This window comes from Desulfonatronospira sp. (genome assembly GCA_003563255.1).
Classification (GTDB): domain Bacteria; phylum Desulfobacterota; class Desulfovibrionia; order Desulfovibrionales; family Desulfonatronovibrionaceae; genus Desulfonatronospira.
In genome coordinates, this window is record PWSL01000425.1 from 1 (window position 1) to 18,272 (window position 18,272).

At 49.7% G+C, this 18,272-nt stretch carries 18 protein-coding genes; 12 read left to right on the top strand and 6 right to left on the bottom strand.

Annotated elements, in window-relative coordinates; genetic code table 11:
• Positions 1 to 152: 152 nt before the first annotated feature.
• The 4 genes from QZP87_RS12450 to QZP87_RS12465 are packed head-to-tail and all read right to left on the bottom strand — an operon-like array spanning position 153 to position 4,511.
• Complete coding sequence (locus QZP87_RS12450; RefSeq protein ID WP_291323246.1) at positions 153 to 1,238, bottom strand: GGDEF domain-containing protein; 1,086 nt, start codon at positions 1,236 to 1,238, stop codon at positions 153 to 155.
• The gene (mutM, locus tag QZP87_RS12455) at positions 1,235 to 2,056 is read right to left on the bottom strand and encodes a bifunctional DNA-formamidopyrimidine glycosylase/DNA-(apurinic or apyrimidinic site) lyase (protein ID WP_291323247.1); all 822 of its coding nucleotides are present in this window, start codon (positions 2,054 to 2,056) and stop codon (positions 1,235 to 1,237) included. Before mutM ends, QZP87_RS12450 begins: the two co-directional genes overlap by 4 nt.
• Before the next feature lie 5 nt (positions 2,057 to 2,061).
• Positions 2,062 to 3,255, bottom strand: a complete 1,194-nt coding sequence (locus QZP87_RS12460) for a ChaN family lipoprotein (RefSeq protein ID WP_291323248.1) — start codon at positions 3,253 to 3,255, stop codon at positions 2,062 to 2,064.
• On the bottom strand, positions 3,246 to 4,511 hold the full coding sequence (locus tag QZP87_RS12465; RefSeq protein WP_291323249.1) for an AMP-binding protein: 1,266 nt from the start codon (positions 4,509 to 4,511) through the stop codon (positions 3,246 to 3,248). The genes QZP87_RS12460 and QZP87_RS12465 overlap by 10 nt, the downstream gene beginning before the upstream one ends.
• A 913-nt stretch (positions 4,512 to 5,424) precedes the next feature.
• Here QZP87_RS12465 and QZP87_RS12470 point away from each other — a divergent pair.
• The 11 genes from QZP87_RS12470 (at position 5,425) to QZP87_RS12520 (ending at position 15,374) form a co-directional block, all read left to right on the top strand.
• Positions 5,425 to 6,204 (top strand): A24 family peptidase, encoded by a 780-nt coding sequence (locus QZP87_RS12470; protein ID WP_291323250.1) that lies wholly within the window; start codon positions 5,425 to 5,427, stop codon positions 6,202 to 6,204.
• A 743-nt stretch (positions 6,205 to 6,947) separates the two neighbouring features.
• On the top strand, positions 6,948 to 7,835 hold the full coding sequence (locus QZP87_RS12475) for a formate dehydrogenase accessory protein FdhE (RefSeq protein WP_291323251.1): 888 nt from the start codon (positions 6,948 to 6,950) through the stop codon (positions 7,833 to 7,835).
• A 22-nt stretch (positions 7,836 to 7,857) separates the two neighbouring features.
• Positions 7,858 to 8,505, top strand: coding sequence for a molybdenum cofactor guanylyltransferase (locus QZP87_RS12480; protein WP_291323252.1), 648 nt, complete (start codon positions 7,858 to 7,860; stop codon positions 8,503 to 8,505).
• A gap of 82 nt (positions 8,506 to 8,587) precedes the next feature.
• Positions 8,588 to 9,136, top strand: a complete 549-nt coding sequence (locus QZP87_RS12485) for a lytic transglycosylase domain-containing protein (RefSeq protein WP_291323253.1) — start codon at positions 8,588 to 8,590, stop codon at positions 9,134 to 9,136.
• Between the two features lie 5 nt (positions 9,137 to 9,141).
• Positions 9,142 to 9,705, top strand: a complete 564-nt coding sequence (gene pgsA, locus QZP87_RS12490) for a CDP-diacylglycerol--glycerol-3-phosphate 3-phosphatidyltransferase (RefSeq protein WP_291323254.1) — start codon at positions 9,142 to 9,144, stop codon at positions 9,703 to 9,705.
• A gap of 90 nt (positions 9,706 to 9,795) precedes the next feature.
• Positions 9,796 to 10,872, top strand: a complete 1,077-nt coding sequence (locus tag QZP87_RS12495; RefSeq protein WP_291323255.1) for a type IV pilus twitching motility protein PilT — start codon at positions 9,796 to 9,798, stop codon at positions 10,870 to 10,872.
• A gap of 8 nt (positions 10,873 to 10,880) precedes the next feature.
• The gene (locus QZP87_RS12500) at positions 10,881 to 12,050 is read left to right on the top strand and encodes a PilT/PilU family type 4a pilus ATPase (protein WP_291323256.1); all 1,170 of its coding nucleotides are present in this window, start codon (positions 10,881 to 10,883) and stop codon (positions 12,048 to 12,050) included.
• Positions 12,051 to 12,120: 70 nt separating this feature from the next.
• Positions 12,121 to 12,597 carry a hypothetical protein gene (locus QZP87_RS12505; RefSeq protein WP_291323257.1) on the top strand — a complete coding sequence of 159 codons (477 nt, stop codon included), beginning with the start codon at positions 12,121 to 12,123 and terminating at the stop codon, positions 12,595 to 12,597.
• Positions 12,587 to 12,856 (top strand): hypothetical protein, encoded by a 270-nt coding sequence (locus tag QZP87_RS12510; RefSeq protein ID WP_291323258.1) that lies wholly within the window; start codon positions 12,587 to 12,589, stop codon positions 12,854 to 12,856. The genes QZP87_RS12505 and QZP87_RS12510 overlap by 11 nt, the downstream gene beginning before the upstream one ends.
• A gap of 507 nt (positions 12,857 to 13,363) precedes the next feature.
• Positions 13,364 to 13,639 (top strand): septum formation initiator family protein, encoded by a 276-nt coding sequence (locus QZP87_RS12515; RefSeq protein WP_291323259.1) that lies wholly within the window; start codon positions 13,364 to 13,366, stop codon positions 13,637 to 13,639.
• 316 nt (positions 13,640 to 13,955) lie between these two features.
• On the top strand, positions 13,956 to 15,374 hold the full coding sequence (locus QZP87_RS12520) for a tetratricopeptide repeat protein (RefSeq protein WP_291323260.1): 1,419 nt from the start codon (positions 13,956 to 13,958) through the stop codon (positions 15,372 to 15,374).
• A 351-nt stretch (positions 15,375 to 15,725) separates the two neighbouring features.
• On the opposite strand, the gene QZP87_RS12525 is transcribed toward QZP87_RS12520, so the two are convergent.
• Positions 15,726 to 15,953, bottom strand: a complete 228-nt coding sequence (locus QZP87_RS12525; RefSeq protein ID WP_291323261.1) for a hypothetical protein — start codon at positions 15,951 to 15,953, stop codon at positions 15,726 to 15,728.
• The gene (locus QZP87_RS12530; RefSeq protein ID WP_291323262.1) at positions 15,953 to 16,429 is read right to left on the bottom strand and encodes a hypothetical protein; all 477 of its coding nucleotides are present in this window, start codon (positions 16,427 to 16,429) and stop codon (positions 15,953 to 15,955) included. The genes QZP87_RS12525 and QZP87_RS12530 overlap by 1 nt, the downstream gene beginning before the upstream one ends.
• Positions 16,430 to 17,436: 1,007 nt before the next feature.
• On the opposite strand from QZP87_RS12530, the gene QZP87_RS12535 reads away from it, so the two are divergent.
• Positions 17,437 to 18,183: a hypothetical protein gene (locus QZP87_RS12535; protein ID WP_291323263.1), complete on the top strand. Its 747-nt coding sequence runs from the start codon at positions 17,437 to 17,439 to the stop codon at positions 18,181 to 18,183.
• Positions 18,184 to 18,272: the final 89 nt, after the last annotated feature.

The following is an 18,272-nucleotide window of genomic DNA, read 5'->3' on the forward strand; positions in this document are numbered from 1 at the left end:
ATAACCTGTCTCAATTGGGGACAGGCACTTTTGCCGTTTGAAAACTTGCAATTGAACAAAAAATCAGGCGGCAAAAGAGCCAGTCCCCGGAGGTCAATAAATAAGTTTCGCTGTAGTGATAACATTTCCGGCCCAGGCCCTGACCAGAAGACTTAAAGCTCTGAAAAAAGGACCACCCGGTTGCGGCCGGATTCTTTGGCGTAGTACAGAGCCTTGTCAGCCGCTCCTATGAGTCGGCCTGCGTCCCAGCTCTGTTGCAACTCCGCCACACCGACACTTACGGAAAAATTGATGGCCTCTCCCAGGCTTCCATCCTTTTTCCTGGGTATGAATTTATACCCCAGCACCTCCCGGCACAGTTCCTCAGCCCGGACACCGGCCAGCTGTTCATCGGTGTCCGGGAAGATTATGCTCAGTTCCTCTCCCCCGTAACGGCAGGGATAGCCACTGCCTGCCTCGGCTTGTTCCTTGATGAGCTTGGCCAGGGCCTTGAGCACGTCATCCCCGACCTGATGTCCCCAGGTGTCATTTATGGACTTGAAGTGGTCCACATCGATCATGAGCAGGGACAGGCGGGAGTTATTTTTCCGGGCCTGTTCGGTCAGGTTGTGTATCTTTTCGTCAAACCAGCTGCGGTTGTAGAGAGAGCCCAGCAGGTGATCATAGCGGGCATAGCGCTCCAGGGTTTTGGCCTTGTACTCCCAGGAATCGGCATCTTTTCTGGCATGAGTGACTATTTCCCTTATTGTCCCCCGGATGTAGGCAATAATCGCCCCTGGATCCTTTTTTTTCTCGATATCAGATACGGCCTGCTCTCCGAAATCCTCCAGGTCCGAGCTCCGGCGGTTCATCGACTTCCTGAACTCGTCTGTGAGCAACTGAATCTGGGACAGCAGGGTGTCGGTGAATTCCTGCTCGCTGGCCAGCTTCTGCTTCATCAGGCCCAGTTCGTCCTGCAGGCTGCAGGTAAAGGCCTCTTCCATTGTGTGAATGATCCGGTCCAGGCTTTCCGGGGTGAAGTCCTTTTTTTCTATGACCTCCAGGACCTGCTTCCGCAGCTGGGATTTCTTTTCCAGCTCGATGGAGCTGAACCGAATCATGAGATTGCGGATAAAAAAGATCACTGCTATCCATTCCGGCCGGTGCTCAACTCCGAGCCTGCACAGGGTTTTGTTCAGCTCATCCGGGCTGATGGACTCTGGAATCTTTTTTTTCTTGTTGGCCGGCATATTTTTCATCCGTCTGGCTGACACCGGGGACAGAAACAGGAGCTTCGGCCTGCGACCTTTGTGGCTTGCAGACTGGTTGCGCATCCCGGGCAGGGCGACCCCTTTTTACCGTACACTTTAAAGTATTCCTGAAAAAGGCCTGTTACTCCCAGTGCATTGCGGTAATCCCTGAAGGAACTCCCCCCGGCACCAATAGCCTCCTGCAGCACTTTCTGAAGGCTGCTGTGCAGGTGCAGCAGTTGATCCCGGGGCAGATCTGAAGCCCTGCTGCAGGGATGAATTCCTGACATATAAAGGGCTTCATCGGCATAGATGTTGCCAATTCCGGCAATGACCTTCTGATCCAGAAGGAGAGATTTGATACGGGCTTTTCTGACCTGAAAAATGTCTGCAAACTCCTGCGCAGAAATAAGCATAGGTTCAGGACCAAGACCGGTGTAAAACTCCCAGGATTCCAGCTCTTGCGCAGTCAGGGCGGACACATACCCGAACTTGCGCTGATCATCAAAAAAAACGTATACCTCTCTGCCCAGGTCAAGGATCAGGTGAGTATGTCTGCCCGGCTGAACACCGCTCTCCGGGACCCAGACCTTGCCGGTCATTTTCAGGTGAAATACCAGGTGCAGGGGGCCGTCCAGGTCAATAAAGAGAAGCTTGGCCCTTCTGCGGACCCTGTGGACTGCGCATCCCAAAAGCCTTCTTTGGAATTCCAGGTCATTTCCGCGCACAACAGGGGGATGCATCAGGTAGATGTCACAGATGCACCTGCCCTTAATCAGGGGTTCAAGACCGGCGGCAATGGTTTCAACTTCAGGAAGTTCCGGCAAGGCTGTTATTCCCTGGGCAGTTCAATCTTCAGGGTTTTGACTTCACCACTGCGGCGCACCTGGAAAAAGACTTGTTCGCCTGACTGCGCAGCCTTTAATGCTGCGTCATGCAGATCAGACATTTCCTGAACGGAATTGTCTCCGGCTTTGATGATCTCATCGCCCTTCTGAAAACCCGCCCTGTCTGCTGCACTGCCATCAACAACCCCGGCAAGCACCAGGCCCTCTTCCTGCCTGGAGATCACCAGACCCAGGCGCATGCGGCCCTGGGCCGGAGGGCAGTAAAAATAAAACGGATTGTCAGGTGAAATATCCCCAGGGTCCGATACCGGGAGCACCCTGGTAATATCGGCATCCTTGTCCATCTGCAGCAGTCGGTGTTCTATCCCCCACCCCCTGCGAACATGTTCGCTGCCGGCCAGAACCATCACGGGCAGGGAGTGATCATGCCCGTAATACCCGGCCATCTCGGCCATCTTTGAATCCCACGCGGACTGGGCCTGGATGAAATGTTCCAGGTCAGAGCGGTCCCTGGGTATAAAATCCTTATGCATTTCATACTGCTTTTCCAGATGGGTAAGCTGCTCTTCAGGCGGAAGGGTGATTTTTTCCGGGAGATATCCCAGGTCTTCAGGACCCAGGCTGTCCAGGCCGAAATGGCTTATACGTCTTGTCACCCCTGAAGGCAGATTCAGGGCCTTTACAGGGATATCATGTTCGCGGGCTGTTTTGAAAACAGGCCTGTAAAGATCAAAGTCATGTCCCCAGGTCCTACTCCATTCCAGACGGTCTGGAAGGTCATCCAGAGGAATTTCCCCCCGGTTGAAGCTGTCAAGGACATCCTGCTTGCGCACGTTGACCATTTCCAGGCCAAGAACAAACTTTTGCCCTGACGATGCAAGCAGGTCCATGATTTTTGCCTGAATCCTGTGGTGACAGGGATTGTCATGGGTTTCGCCGATAAGAATGAAATCCTTGCCCGCTATCTCCTGGATAAGTTCATCAGGACTGAGGGGCTCTCCTTCACCGGTATAAAAATCCCCGGTGGCAGGTTCAGGTTCAGGGGTATGAACCGGGGCCTTGGGAGCACAACCGGAGAAAATGAACAAAGCCAGAGAAAAATACAGCAGTTGCCGTGAAAGTCTTTTTATCCCCGGGGATGCACACGTCCAGTTAATCAGCGCTTCAGCTATTCCCATGTCCTTTTGTCCTCGATTGGCCTTACCTGGGGAGGCAATGTACCCGGGGTAAGGATTTTCAGCTCTGGTCTGATCTTGATCTTCTCGCGGAAGATGTGCAGCAGTTCAGCATCCCGCTTAAAGTTTGTGGCCTCGATATAAAGGGTCATCTCATCAATGCCGCCGGGATTGGTAACCTCTATCTGCCACCTCTTGACATCCTCAAAACCGGCCATTACCTGCTCAACCTGGTGGGGATAAACAAACATGCCCTTGATCCGTGCAGTTGTATCCACCCGGCCTACAATATTGCCCAGCCTGGGTGATGTCCTGCCGCAGGGGCAGGAATTGTGTTCAATGTAGGAAAGATCCCCGGTGGCAAGACGAATCAAGGGGTAGGTCTTGTTGAAGGATGTCACCACAATTTCGCCGACTTCCCCCTCTTTCAGAGGGATACCGGTGTCGGGGTGGCAGATCTCCACAAAGGCCCGGTTGGAAATATGCAGACCGTTTTTGTGGTAACATTCATAACCGATGCTGCCCACATCCGCGGTGCCATAACCCTGGCGCATGATAAGGTCGAATTTCTTTTCCAGGGTGGAGCGCATTTTCTCGGAAAACTTTTCACCTGTGACAAAGGCAACTTCCAGATAAAGGTCTTTTCGCAGATTCCAGCCTCTTTCCTCACCTTTCTGGGCCAGATGCATAAGATAGCTTGGGGTGCCTACGAATCCGGTGACCCTGAGCTTCTGCATCACCTCCAGCTGGGTGTTGGTGTTGCCCGGACCTGCCGGGACCACGGAGCATCCGATATTCCTCAATGGTTCTTCAAACATAAGTCCAGCCGGAGCCAGATGGTAACTGAAAGTAACCTGGACAATGTCGCCGGTCCTGAAGCCTGTGGCGTAAAAGCCTTCTGTCCATCCCCAGTAATCATCAGTACGGTCCTCTGGGTCAAAGATGGGGCCGGGAGATAGAAAAATCCTTCTGAGCTCCCCCAAATCCTTGGTCAAAAGCCCTCCCAGGCGGGGTCCCATGGACTGCAGAAATATCAATTCCTTTTTTTTAAGGATGGGAATGTGTTTGAGATCGGCCAGGGTCTTGAACTTGTCCACGAAAAACTGTGCCCTGTCGAATCTTTTTTTTACGTCTTCTGAATACCTGTAAGCATATCCCAACAGATCCTTGAGCTGGATCTGGTAATATTTCAGTCTTTCGCTTTGATCCAGGACTTCTTTCCTGGTAAGTATACCCTCGGTTCTATCCTTGCGGGTCATTATGATTTTCCTCCTGTCGAGGTATGTTTTTTGATTTGCATTCAGTGATCAACTAACACGGGCTGTGTCCGCAACCCAGATAAGAAAAGAGTTTTTGGCCCACAGATCACACAGATTGACACAGATGAAAGAGATTGAAGAAGCATGTTTTTTCCTTGCGGGAATAAGAACCCGCAAGGAAAAGGCATCAGCCGCTTGCGCGGCGGGGGAGTACCTGAGCTTAGTTTCCAAAAATGAAACAGTCTCAGTGCCAAGTGCTGAACCCCCGTCATGGCTCAAATTTTTCTTGTTTTTTGTGACAGGCTTTAAGGAGTAAGTCTAACACGGGCTGTGTCCGCAACCCAAGTTTAAGAAGTGCTCTTATCCCAATTGGGACAGTACCAGGCGCTGAAAACCCGTCTTTGCTCGAAATTTATCCTGTTTTTTGTGACCCCAGTTAAACCCTGCTCTGCAGGAACGCTTTCAGCGTTGTTTAATCCCGCCATATGCGTGACAGGCAGGGGTGCAGGAGTAAGTCACCAGGCTTTTTCCGCGACCCTGCACGGAAAAGTGGCCCCTTCGGGGCAAAAGAGACGGCCCACGGAATACACGGAATCTCACGGAATATGCGTTGCTTCGCAACGCTTTAAAAACGTCCGTGCCGTTCAGTGTGTTCCGTGGACAAAACCTCCTGGCTTTCTTTGAAAATGAAACAACATGTTGTTTCGAAATTTGTGCTAAGCGCGCTAAACAGGTACAGAATCAAAAAAATATAGTATACACATATTGATATCAAAATTCAAGAAAAAACTGTTTCGAAGTTTTAACCACCTGATTTTCAGGCATTTTCAGTCCCAGGGTATCTGTTGACTTGTGCACCCCGGCAGGACTAGAGTGTTATATTTATCTTAAACACCAACACCCGGACCTCTGTATGGAATTTGAGAGTTTATTTCCCGTACCTGCCCTGATAGCCGGGCTTTGCCTGGGCAGTTTCTACAATGTCTGTATCCACCGCTATTTAACCGGACAGTCCATTGTTCTGCCCGGCTCTCATTGTCCTGGATGTGGACACGTCTTGTCCTGGTGGGAGAATATTCCACTTTTGAGCTATATAATGTTGCGGGGAAGGTGCAGGTCATGCAGACAAGGCATAAGCACTGTATATCCGCTGGTGGAAAGCATTTCCGGAATTCTTGCACTTCTTCTGGCCCTCAAATTCGGGCCGGGCCTGGAATGGCTGATCTACATGTTATTTTTCGGAATGCTCATTACAGCTTCCTTTATCGACTTCAAGATTTTCATTCTACCTGACATCATCACCCTCCCCGGTGCAGGACTGGCTCTGGCGGCTTCTTTTATTCTTCCAATTTTCTGGCTGGATGCCTTCATGGGTGCCCTGCTGGGCGCCGGGCTCTTCTGGTCACTGCAATGGGCTTACAGAATAATTAAAAAGATAGAAGGTCTTGGCACCGGTGACATAAAACTGATGCTGATGCTGGGCGCTCTGGTGGGATGGCAGGGTCTGCCCATCCAGATTTTTTTCGCAGCACTGCTAGGACTTGCAGCCTCACTAATTTACATGAAGAGAAAACCTGGCAGCGGAATGCAGACCCCTATACCTTTCGGTCCTTTTCTTGCTCTGGGGGCGGTGATATACATCTTTGCCGGAGAAGCCATCTGGGCCTGGTACCTGGGGGGGCACTCCTTTTGAGATCCCTTCCAGGTGTGTGTACGAGGCGTAAGTCACGAAAACCCCCAGCTTTTGGCATTGCCTTTTCAGACAACAAGAATTAATAATGCAACTTGCATAACACTACAGCGACACTTTGTGTAAATATCGCCCCGGCCACCGGGGACAGGCACCCCGCACTTATTTTTAAAATCCGTCAGTCTTCTGTAAGCAAAATAAGTGCGGTGAGCCAGTCCCTTCCAGCTTAAATAAAGTGTCGCTGTAGTGATAAGTACTAAAGCGGGCTGTGCCCGCAACCCAAAGAAGAAGAATATTGAACCACGCGAAGCGCGTGGCAGGCCAGACATGAAGTTCACCCGTGTTAAACACCCCATAGGGGACCCGGTTGAATCCTGTTCCAGGGCAGCTGTCGCTGCATTCAACCGGGTAAACCCCGGTTTAATCACGCCAAAGGCGTGACAGGCTAAGTTTAAGACAGTAAGGAGGGTATTTTGTGCTTTCTTCCTTTGTGTCCCTTGCGCCGGGCCTGCCACGCTGAAAGCGTGGTTCAATCTTTCTTGTTTTTTTGACAGGGTTTCAGGGGTAAGCCACTAACACTACAGCGAAACTTATATATTGACCTCCGGGGACTGGCTCTTTTGCCGCCTGATTTTTTGTTCAATTGCAAGTTATCAAACGGCAAAAGTGCCTGTCTCCAATTGAGACAGGTTGTAAATTTTTGAAGTTTCGCTGTAGTGCTAACTATCTAACTATCTGGAGTAAGCATGTTTTCTCAGCCTGAAAAATCTTTGCAAATCTACAAGAAACGAAAAAAAATCCTGGACCAGAAATCATTTCTCCCTAAAGAACTTGTAAAACTTGTGGACTTTGTCATCAAAAACCAGCTTGAGGCAGCCCAGAAGACATCCCCTGAAAACAGTCCCGATACCTCCTTCACCCCGATTCAGGAATTGATTCAAGGCAAGCCCCTGCTGCCCAGGGAATCTTTTCCGCTGGATTATGACAATGCCCGGGATCTAGCCCGGATAATCATGCAGTTCATGCACAATTCCCAGGGGCACCTGAAACAGCCGGTTGAAGAAATTGAAAAAGAACTGGAACAGGACCCGAACTTTCTAGACCTTGCTCTGCAGAAATACCTTGAGGGGGACGATGATTTTTTTCGTTCCTTCGGGGAAAAAACCCCATCCGGACCCCGGAGCCTGAACTTTCTGGTCCAGTCATGTGCCGCCCCTTCCCTGGGCAGGGCGGCAGACTCCATGAATCTGGCGCTGCCCCGTGACCATACCTGGAAGACCGGACACTGCCCTGTCTGCGGCAGCCTTCCGTATATTGCCGAGCTAAGGGAAAAACAGGGCTTTCGATACCTGCACTGCAGCTTCTGCCACACGGCCTATCGTTTCAAAAGAATGGCCTGCCCCTACTGTGCCGATGAAAAAAGCGACTCTTTTGAGTATTTTCAAACCAGGGAAATACCCGGGTTCAGAGTGGACGTATGCACCTCCTGCAATATGTATATAAAGACCATGGATTTCAGGGAAATGGACAAAAAAGCCCTGCCCCCTGTGGATGACCTGGAATCTCTTCCCCTGGACATCAAGGCCAAGGAAGAGGGGTATCTCCGCCCCACCCTCTCGGCCTGGGGCTTCTAGGCTTATTGACGATTCCAGATACATGACTGCCGGGAAACATAGCCAGGAGCTCTACGCCGTTATCCTTGCCGGCGGCAAAAGCACCCGACTGGGCAGGGACAAGACCAGGGTCAGGATCGAAGGCCGAACCCTTGTTCAACGCATGGTCGATCTGGCTGGACTGTTCTGTACATGCACCTGGGTAGTGGGCCAGAACCCACGGCAGGATGACATACCATGGATGCTTGACGATATTCCGGGCATCGGCCCCATGGGGGGGATTATTACTGCCCTCAAGAAACTTCATGCTCCATGCCTGGTCCTGGCATGCGATATTCCCGCCCTGAACCGGAATATCATAGCCAGACTGATAGAGCATAGAGAGGCCTCAAACAAAAAACAGTTTATGACCACCTTTCAGCAGCCGCATACAGGATTTATTGAATCCCTGGTGGCCATTTATGAGCCTGAATGTTTAAACCTGCTCCTTGCCTCTTACAATCAGGGCTGCTATAGATTAAGCAAGGCGGTGCCGCCTGAAGTGCGGCTGCATATTCCCTATGATGTCAATGAGGAAAGCTTTTTTTTCAACGTAAATTACCCCGGAGACCTGGAACAACTGAATGCCCTGTTTAATGAGGGCACGGAGCCGGATTCCAGTGGCGGGGGCGAGGGCGAGGCTCGAGGTTAAAAAACCGGGTAAGCTTCACCCTCAATATACCGGGGATCTGACAAGAGTGAGTTGCAAATCTTTTCTTTCTGCAGGACTTGTGATGGTCCTTTGCCTGCTGAATCCCGCCCATTCTGCCTGGGCCGGACAGAGCACCATATACTATTATCAGGATGAATCAGGTACACACCATTTCACTGACCTGCCCACCTCCAGCAAGTACAGGCCCTTTGCCTTTTTCGGGCGCACTCAGGAAAAGACCCCGCAGCAACTGCAGCAGAGCATAGAGATTTACAGCCGGCAATACCAGGTCGATCCTGACCTGATACGGGCCATGATCCAGGTGGAATCCAACTTTGACGCCGGAGCCGTATCAATTGCAGGCGCCCAGGGACTGATGCAGATTATGCCGGAAACACAAAGAGACCTGGGGCTCAAGGACCCTTTTGATGCTGATTCCAACGTAGAGGCGGGGGTCAGGTATTACAGGTGGCTGCTGAACCGCTTTCAGGACCAGCAACTGGCCCTGGCAGCATATAATGCAGGACCGTCCAGAGTGGAAGAATATCAGGGTATTCCTCCTTTTCAGGAAACCCAAAACTACGTGAAAAGAGTTCTGGACATCTACAACAATTCTAAACAGGCCCGGTGAATGCCATGTTCAACCTGCCCAACAGTCTGACTTTCGCCCGCATTGCAACAGTTCCGCTCCTGGTTGTCCTGCTGTATTTCCCTTCCAGGACCACAGCTGCTGCAGCCATGCTCATCTTTATAATAGCTTCCCTGACGGACCTTTTTGACGGCCTTCTGGCAAGAAGATACAACCAGGTAACCAAGATGGGCAAATTCCTGGATCCCCTGGCAGACAAAATACTTATTACCGCCGTGCTTATTATGCTGGTGCATAACGGATGGCTGCAGGCCTGGATAGCCATCGTCATCATCACCAGGGAAATCACCGTGACCGGTCTAAGGGCCATTGCTGCAGAGCAAAGCATAGTGATTTCCGCTGATAGATACGGCAAACTGAAGACCATATTCCAGGTCGTTGCCCTGTGCCCCTTGATGCTTCATTATACCTGGTGGGGCTTTGACCCCAACCTCCTGGGCCAGGTGCTCATCCATATCGCCATGATTCTGGCAGTGGCTTCAGGAGTCAATTACCTGAGTATTTTTTACAGGCAGGCGTTTAAAGAAACAGAAGATAAATATGAGGATTAAAATAAGTATCCGGTAACCATTCAAACGGGTGCATATATCTTGAAAGTCAAGATTACTGTCGCTTTAGTATGAAGACAACGGAGATAATCCATGGCCCAGATAGACGCTTTTTTTAAAATGATGCACGAATTGGGTGCTTCGGATCTGCACCTTTCCACCGGCTCCCAACCCATCATTCGACTGCACGGAGACCTGCAGAGAATAAAGTACAAATCTCTCGAAAACGAAGATTTGAAGAAAATGCTATATGAAATCACCCCGGAAAATAAGGTCAAGGCTTTTGAGGAAAGCGGGGATGTGGATTTTTCATACGAAGTACCCCACCTGGCCAGGTACAGGGTCAACTTTTTCTGGCAACGCCTGGGTGTGGCTGCGGTTTTCAGGGAAATTCCCCAGAAGATACTCAGCATTGAGGACCTGGGACTGCCGGGCATCATGAAGCGCCTGGCCATGCTTCCCAAAGGCCTGGTCCTGGTCACAGGCCCCACAGGAAGCGGCAAGTCCACGACCCTGGCGGCCTGCATTGACTATGCCAACAAGACCCGCAAAGATCATATCCTGACTATTGAAGACCCCATCGAGTTTGTACACCAGCCGGTGAACTGCCTTATCAACCAGCGTGAGGTAGGCCGGGACACCATGAGTTTCAAGGCCGCCCTGCGCGGGGCGCTGCGCGAGGACCCGGACATTATCCTGGTTGGCGAACTGCGCGACCTGGAGACCATTGAACTGGCCCTGGAAGCCTCTGAAACGGGCCACCTGGTCTTTGGTACCCTGCACACCATCTCGGCTTCCAAAACCATTGACCGCATTATCGAGGTCTTTCCCGGAGAAATGCAGGGGCAGATAAGGTCCAGCCTCTCTGAGTCCCTGCGGGCCATCATCGCCCAGAGCCTTTTCAAACGCATCGACAAGCCCGGCAGGGTGGCTGCTCTGGAGATTCTCATTGCAACTCCTGCTGTTCGCAACCTCATCCGGGAAAATAAAAACTTCCAGATCAACTCCGTAATTGAGACCGGCAAAAAATTCGGTATGCAGACCCTGGACGAATCCATCATGAAACACCTGCAGCAAAGCCTTATCGATGCGGAAGAAGCCTACAACAAGGCTGTAAACAAAGCCAAGTTCAGGGATTACCTCAAGGATACCCCCCAGGATTTTACATAGGTGTAAACATGCTCAAATCCCAGCTTGACCACATTGTCTCTCAGATCCTTTCTCAGCACCCGGATCTTTCGGATGTCATCCTCACCGCGGGTAAACCGGTACAGGTAGAAGTCCACGGACAACTGAGAGACGCCCGCATTGACCCGGACCTTGGCAACCTGGTGCCCTTCCAGGTGGAAGCCATGGCCATGGCCATGATGGGCCGGAACTTGAGACTCTACCGGGACCAGATCAACACCGGCTCCTGCGACCTGTCCTACGAATTACCCGGACAGGCCCGATTCAGGGTCAATGTTTTCGGGCAGAAAGGCTCCCTGGCTGTGGTCATGCGCAAGCTGTCCATGCACGTACCCAGCCTGGAGGACCTGGCCCTTCCAAAAATATTTCAGGATATGGCAAGAGAGAAATATGGACTCATACTTGTGACAGGAGGGACAGGAACCGGAAAATCCACATCTCTGGCAGCCCTGATAAACGAGATAAATGCCCGTGAAAGCAAGCACATTATTACACTTGAAGATCCGGTGGAATTCCTGCATCCTCACAAACAAGGCGTCATCAACCAGAGAGAGATGGGCAGGGATTTCGACAGCTTTGCCTCAGGTCTGCGGGCGGCCCTGCGCCAGGCCCCCAAGGTCATCCTGGTTGGGGAGATAAGAGACCGGGAAACTGTGGGCATTGCCCTGGAGGCGGCTGAAACCGGGCATCTGGTGCTGGGCACCCTGCATACCAGCGACGCAGGCCAGACCATCAACCGTATTATCTCCATGTTTGAACTCAGCGAAGAACAGCTTATCCGATCCAGACTTGCAGACAGTCTGAAGTACGTGGTTTCCCAGAGACTGCTGCCCAGAAATAAGGGCGGCCGGGTGGCGGCGTTCGAAATTCTCAGTTCAAACCTGCGCATCCGGGATATAATAATGAACGGCGAAACAGAGGAAAAAACATTCTACAATGTGATTACCGCCGGAGAGACTTACGGCATGGCGACCTTTGACCAGTACCTTATGAACCTTTACAGGCAGGAAGTCATCTCTGAGGAAACAGCAATGCTGAGCGCTTCTGACAAGTCCCGTCTGAAGCAGATGATTGACAGGGAAAAGTCTCTGAAGGGGGAAAAGGTAACCGACATCGACGGCCTGGAGCTGGATCTGGACTATGAGAACAGAAACCGTTAAGGACATTCCAAGACGGGCTTCTCCCGAGTTTATGAGCTTAGTTATCTTAATCAGTGAGGTATGAACGGCCATGCAGGCGGATATAGAAGGAATACAGGAAACAACAGTAGAGCCAGACCTGTTTCCCCCGGGAGCCAGAGTCTCTTTTATCTATACAGAGGACAAAACCCTGCTGGAAAAATTGCAGGCTTGTTTTGATTCCCAGGGATATTATACTGCTACGGCTTCTGACCCTGTCCAGGGAGCGGCAAAGCTCAGGCTTAACAGTTACGATGTTGCTGTTCTGGATCACAGAAAAAACATTGATCCGCTTCTGGACGTAATTAATTGCTGGCCGGGTTTATCCAGAAGAGCCCTGAATATTATTATAATTGGTGAAAAAGCCCCCAGCCTCCACCAGAGGCAGGCCCTGGTACAGGGGGTTAATTTTTACCTGAACCTACAGGATCTGAAAAGCATGGAGGATTTGATACTGCAGTGCCTCAGGGGATACCAGATCTACTACCATCCCTGGCAAAAGGTTATGGAGGAAGTGCATGACAAATAACAGGACAGTGCTTCAAGCCAGGCTGAAAAACTGCCTGCTGACTATAGTTGAAATGGAGCCCATGCTGAGCAGGCTTTCCATTCACAAAGAACTGCTGCATGAATTCAAGCAGTTAAAAGAAATCTCCGGAAAGCTTTCCAGCCTGGAACTTTCTCACACTGAGGTGGAGCGCATCGAAAACGCCACCAGACTTTTTTTAAGTGAATTGGAAATACCCGGGGAATTTTTGCAGTTGGAGCAACGGGAGAACCTGCAATAATATTTATAAAGTATCTGTTTAGGCGCTTAGCACAAATTTCGGAACAACATGTTGGTCGTTAAAATCGGTTCGTGGTTCGTGGTTCGTGGTTCTTTGTTCCTGGTTACCTCTTGTTCCCAGGCTGGAGCCTGGGAACAAGAAAAGAAAGAAAAGAAAAAATCCCTGCCTGCATGTTTGTGGGGACAGGCAACCCCGGCACTTGTTTTTTTATTGAACAAGAAACAGATTAGAAAAATAAGTGCCGGGAGAGCCAGTCCCCGTGACACATGAAAAGCGCTAAACAGATACTTTATGCAAAGTTTCTGTTTCCTGGTCATTTTTTACCTGAAAAGTAACTTCTCAAAAACTCCGGGCAGTATTCCTGGATACCGGCTTTCGCCGGTATGACATCACAATGCAAAGACCTGTTTTTATTCGTTATTCCGGCGAAAGCCGGAATCCAGATGTTTTCTTGGTGTAAGATCGCCCGGAGTTATTGAGAAGTTACCCTGAAAAAGGGTTTTAATAATGCTTGTTAGATTCCTTGTAGTAATTTTGCTCGGGGCCAACTTTGTCCTTGCCTACCAGCTTTACCAGGGTCCCGGAAGTGTTCCTGTCTACCTGGAAAACAAGGAATCATTTCAAGAACTTAAGATGAAAAATAAGGACCTTATCGAGGAAAACAAAAGACTCAGCAGCGAGATTAAACACCTGCGGGACGGGGATGACTTTATAAAAGAGGCTGTGCGAAGAGAAATGGGCTATGTACGTGAAAACGAGATACTCTATTTCTTTTCAGAATAGTATCGGCTCAGCCCTTATACTCAAGACGGGAGCAGGCATGTCCAGTTGGGAAACAATGCATACAACTTTTTTTACTTAATGACTCAGATGAGGAATGTTTCTGTCCGCTTATTTCTCCAGGCAAACATAGTTCACTAATGAGTCGTTTTGAGCACAAATGATGCTCAAGTGGTTCCCGGAGTGCCTGTCCCCTGCTTTCCTTAAAAGCGCTAAACAGATACTCTAAAGGTAAAAAATACTGAACAGATACAATTATCGTTTCATGGTAATTACTTTGAAATTGACTTTTTCAGTGATATAACAAACGGGGCAAAACATGAGCCAAGACAGAATAATCTTCTATGAACAGGTATTGGAGCTTGAGCCTGCTTCCAAGCTTTTTTTTACTCTGGCCAGGCTGTATTATGAACATGATGAGCATGAAAAGGCCAGGACTGTTCTTGAATCCGGCCTGGAAAAGCATCCAGAGCATGTTCAGGCAAGACTCCTTCTTGCCGAAGTCATGGAAAGCACAGGAGATATTGGAGCTGCCCGCCTGATCTACAGAGATGTTTTCAATTCCCTGTTAAATTACCCGGAATTCTGGTCCGGCCTGGCTGCCGGCTTCCAGGATGAAGGCAATGAAGGTCCTGCACTGGCTGCAAATTTCCTGTCCCACTGGATACAGGACCCCTCCCTGAGCTGGGTCACGGTCATGCAGACAGGCATTCAATCCCTTCCAACATCAGCACCATCACCATCACCATCCGTTCCGGCTGAACCTGATGAATCCGTAAATTCAGCTGAAAATACCCATGCACTAAAGGAAGATACTATAGTTGAAGCAGAGCAGGACTTTACCCAGGCATCACTTGTTCAGGAGGATGAAGTAGATCTCAGCGGGATCGAAACAGCTGGGGAAACACCTCAGCAACAGGATGATTCTGTTCAACCTGACCTGGAGCCCGGACCCACTGAAGAACCTGAGCGGCAGCCTTCAGAAGCCGGAGGAGAAATGGAGGAGCTAACACCGCTGCAGGATAATAACGGGGACTTAGTATCGGCTCCGGATGAACAGCCACCGCTGCAGCAGCATGATGAAGCAGTCCGGCTTGAACAGGAGGAAGAGTTCCCAGACAAACAGGACCGGCATCAGTCTGAATCCGTGGAAATGGATCAGGGCGGGGATGAGGTGCAGGATCGCCCGGATGCAGAAACAGACAGTGCTTCGCCTGAGGAGGAATATGATGAACCTGAAGAAGTGGACGACATAAGCTTTGAGGAAGACCAGCGCACCCGTTCAATGGCTGATTTGCTGGCTGCCCAGGAAGAGTACCTCAAGGCCCTGGACATATACAGGGAGTTGTGGATCAGGAGCTTGCCGGGGCCTGAGCGCCGGGAACTGGAAGAGATCATCTCAGTAATCAGCAGGACAGCCGGTCTGGAAGAGCATTCTGAAAAAACTCAAGGGGAGGAAACTGCTCCTATAGGAGTCTCAGCAGTTGAAGTAGAAGAGACTACCCAGGAAGAACCCGACCGGAATGTCAATATCCTGGGTGCTGAAGATGACAAAGTTGCGGCACCCGACATACAGGATACAGATAAGGAGGCAGGGGTAGAAGAGCATTCGAAGTTACGGGAAGACTCCGAATACGGCAGCGCAAGTCCGGAGCACAAAGATGACCTGGACAAAAAAGCAGCCATTAGATTTCTTTCCCGCCTGGCTGACCGACTGGAAAGCAAAACCAGTCCTTAAGGTATCTGTTTAGGGATTAGAAAAATACTGATATACCGCCATTGTGATACTTTGCCCGCAACAATAAAGAGAAGAGTTTTTTGACAGGATTAACCACGCCAAAGACGCGTGGCAGGCATAGATTAAGAGATGGATTAAGATAAAAGCTTTTTTTCCCGCCCGGCAGGCGGGCTAAAAGGTCTTCAATCCTGTTAATCCTGTCTAAATGAAAGCAGGGGACAGGCACTCATGGACCCACTTGAGCATCATTTTGTGCTCAAAACGCCTCATTTTTTGGGACAAGTGGGTCCCGGAAGAGCCAGTACCCATGCCACATGCAAAGCGCTAGGCAGATACGCCTGAAGTAAGGTTTTATCCTTGATATTTAAGCCTGTTCAGTTCACTGTCTGTTTCCTGAATCTCTTTTTCCAGATTCTCCTTTTCCTGCTCCAGGCCTGTTATTTTCTCTTTTGTCCTGGCCTCCCTCAATAGGATCTTATGTTCCCTGGAGCGGATCTCTGCATGCATCTGGATATACTTGTAGCCTAGAAACCAGGTACTGAATACCAACAGCAGCAACGCCCAAAGTATAAACTTCATCATTTTTGCTGAACCTTTTTTTTCGCTTTGCTCAATTCTTCGGGTTGGATAAAGCCCAGCAGAACCACGGCATCTTCCACTGAAAGTCCTGATTTATCAGCCTTTTCAATATAATGCCTGGCCTTTTCAATCTGTTTTTTATCTATAAGGCCCATTTTATATAACACTGAAACAGCGTCAGTGACTTTTTCATCTGCCTCTTCCTGCTGGTCCTCTCCGTTTTCCCCGGACTGGTGCATCATAGCCCGGGTCTTTTTCAGGTCCTGCAGTTCTGCTTTCAACTTGCTATTTTTCAGCTTGAAGTCACCGACCTCTTTGCTCAGCTGGTCATAATGCTGTTCAACTTCGGCCAGGCGCTGCTCCAACTGTTTAATGTTGTTTTTTTTCCACTCTATCATCCGGGCATAAATCAGGGCGGCACCCACAACGAACACCAGGAATATCATCATGTAAACCAGAAGAACCCATGCTTCCATATATAATCAGCCTTTTCCATAATAACGCTTGAACAGCGCCCTGTTATACGTTTATTGCACCTGTTTATAGTAAATCCGACTGGGATTCGGGGCTTACTCCCCGTGTATCTGTTTAGCGCTTTTAAGGAAAGCAGGGGACAGGCACTCCGGGACCCACTTGAGCATCATTTTGTGCTTAAAACATCTCATTTTTTGGGACAAGTGGGTCCCGGAAGAGCCTGTCCCCATGCCACATGCAAAGCGCTAAACAGATACCTCCCCGTTTTTTTTTGGTATTGCGTCCTGTTGCATATTTCTTTATAAAAAAAAGGAAAAAACATCAATTCCAGGAAACATCCCGACGTATCTTGTTTAGCGCTTTTGAAGGAAAGCAGGGGACAGGCACTCCTGGACCCCTTGCGCCTGACGGCAGCCGGGTGTATCTTATTTTTTGCACATCAGCTGTCACTCATACTGGACATCAGAATAAACATGCAAGACCCTTAACACTAACGCGGACTTTGCCCGCAACCCAACAACATATTCTCACGCAAAGGCGCCCCAGTTAAATGGCTCCGCCCTCACTTCGTGAATTTAACAGGGCTGGCAAAGGTCGCCGAGGAAGACAGGATATTTTTTTTCATCTGTCACTCGTTTCGCCTGACAAATGAAAAGGCAATATTTTTAAATATTAAATATTTTTTAACCCTTGACATGCTGCAGGGCTTGCTACTCCGCCTGCGGCTTGTAAGATCCTTGCCTGCGGGTTGAAGTACAGGAGAACCTGTCTCAGGCGTTTATGAAAAAGTTGCAATGCAGTGTTATTAGTAACCATTCAGGGGTGCAGAGACCGGCCCGGGGACAGCCCCGCGACACTTTTCCTGCACAAATACAAATTGTACACACGCAAAATTTTGTGAAGCTGCACAATAATTACTGAGCTGTGGACAGTCCCAAGGCCTGGTGCCATTAGTCATCACCTGGGACCCCCTGAATGGTTACTGTTAATAATTATTTTTGGAGGAAGAATGAACCAGTTTATCTTTCCGGTGTTTCTGCTTCTTGTTCTTACACTTTCCAGCACAGGCTGTGCCAGGTTTATGGAACTCAGAGACAGGTACTGGCCCAGCGGGCCCTCTGAGTACGAAATGGAAATGCCCCGCAAGGATATAGACAGGATCGAAAAAAGGCTGGCCGAGAATATTTACCCCATGGACACACAGCTGTCCTCGCTATTGCGCCGCCTCTCGGTACGAGACGACTACCCTTCCCTGCAATGGAAAGAAAACCTTGCGCAGAGCTTTACCTGGCTAAACGGCATCACTGTTTTAGATGCCAGTGAGAATATACTTTCCAGGTATCCTGAAGAAGGCATCAAACAGCTTGACTTTGCTCCACTCTTCCCTCGGGCTCTGGATCTGCCCCTTGGGCGGACCATGCTGGAATTGGAAGACACCCCTCTGGGGCCTGAAATTATTCTTGCAAGCGCAGTTTACCAGGACTTTAGAATTGACGGTTTAATAGCGGTGCACTTCGACCCCAGAAGTTTTATTGCGGACAGCAATGACCCGGATGACATCATAATGATATGCAAGGACAGGGTGGTCTGGCCCGGACAGTATCAGGACCTGCAGGAAAAACTCGAGAATGTCCATTGGAGCGAACTCACCAGAAAAAAGATCAGAGGCAGGGTAAAGCTGGACAATAGAGATTTTTTCTGGTTTGCCCGTGCAGTAGGCCAGGATTGGATAATATATCTGCTTAAAGTGCATTAGGCGCTACAGCGAAACTTATATATTGACCTCCGGGGACTGGCTCTTTTGCCGCCTGTTATTTTGTTCAATTGCAAGTTATCAAACGGCAA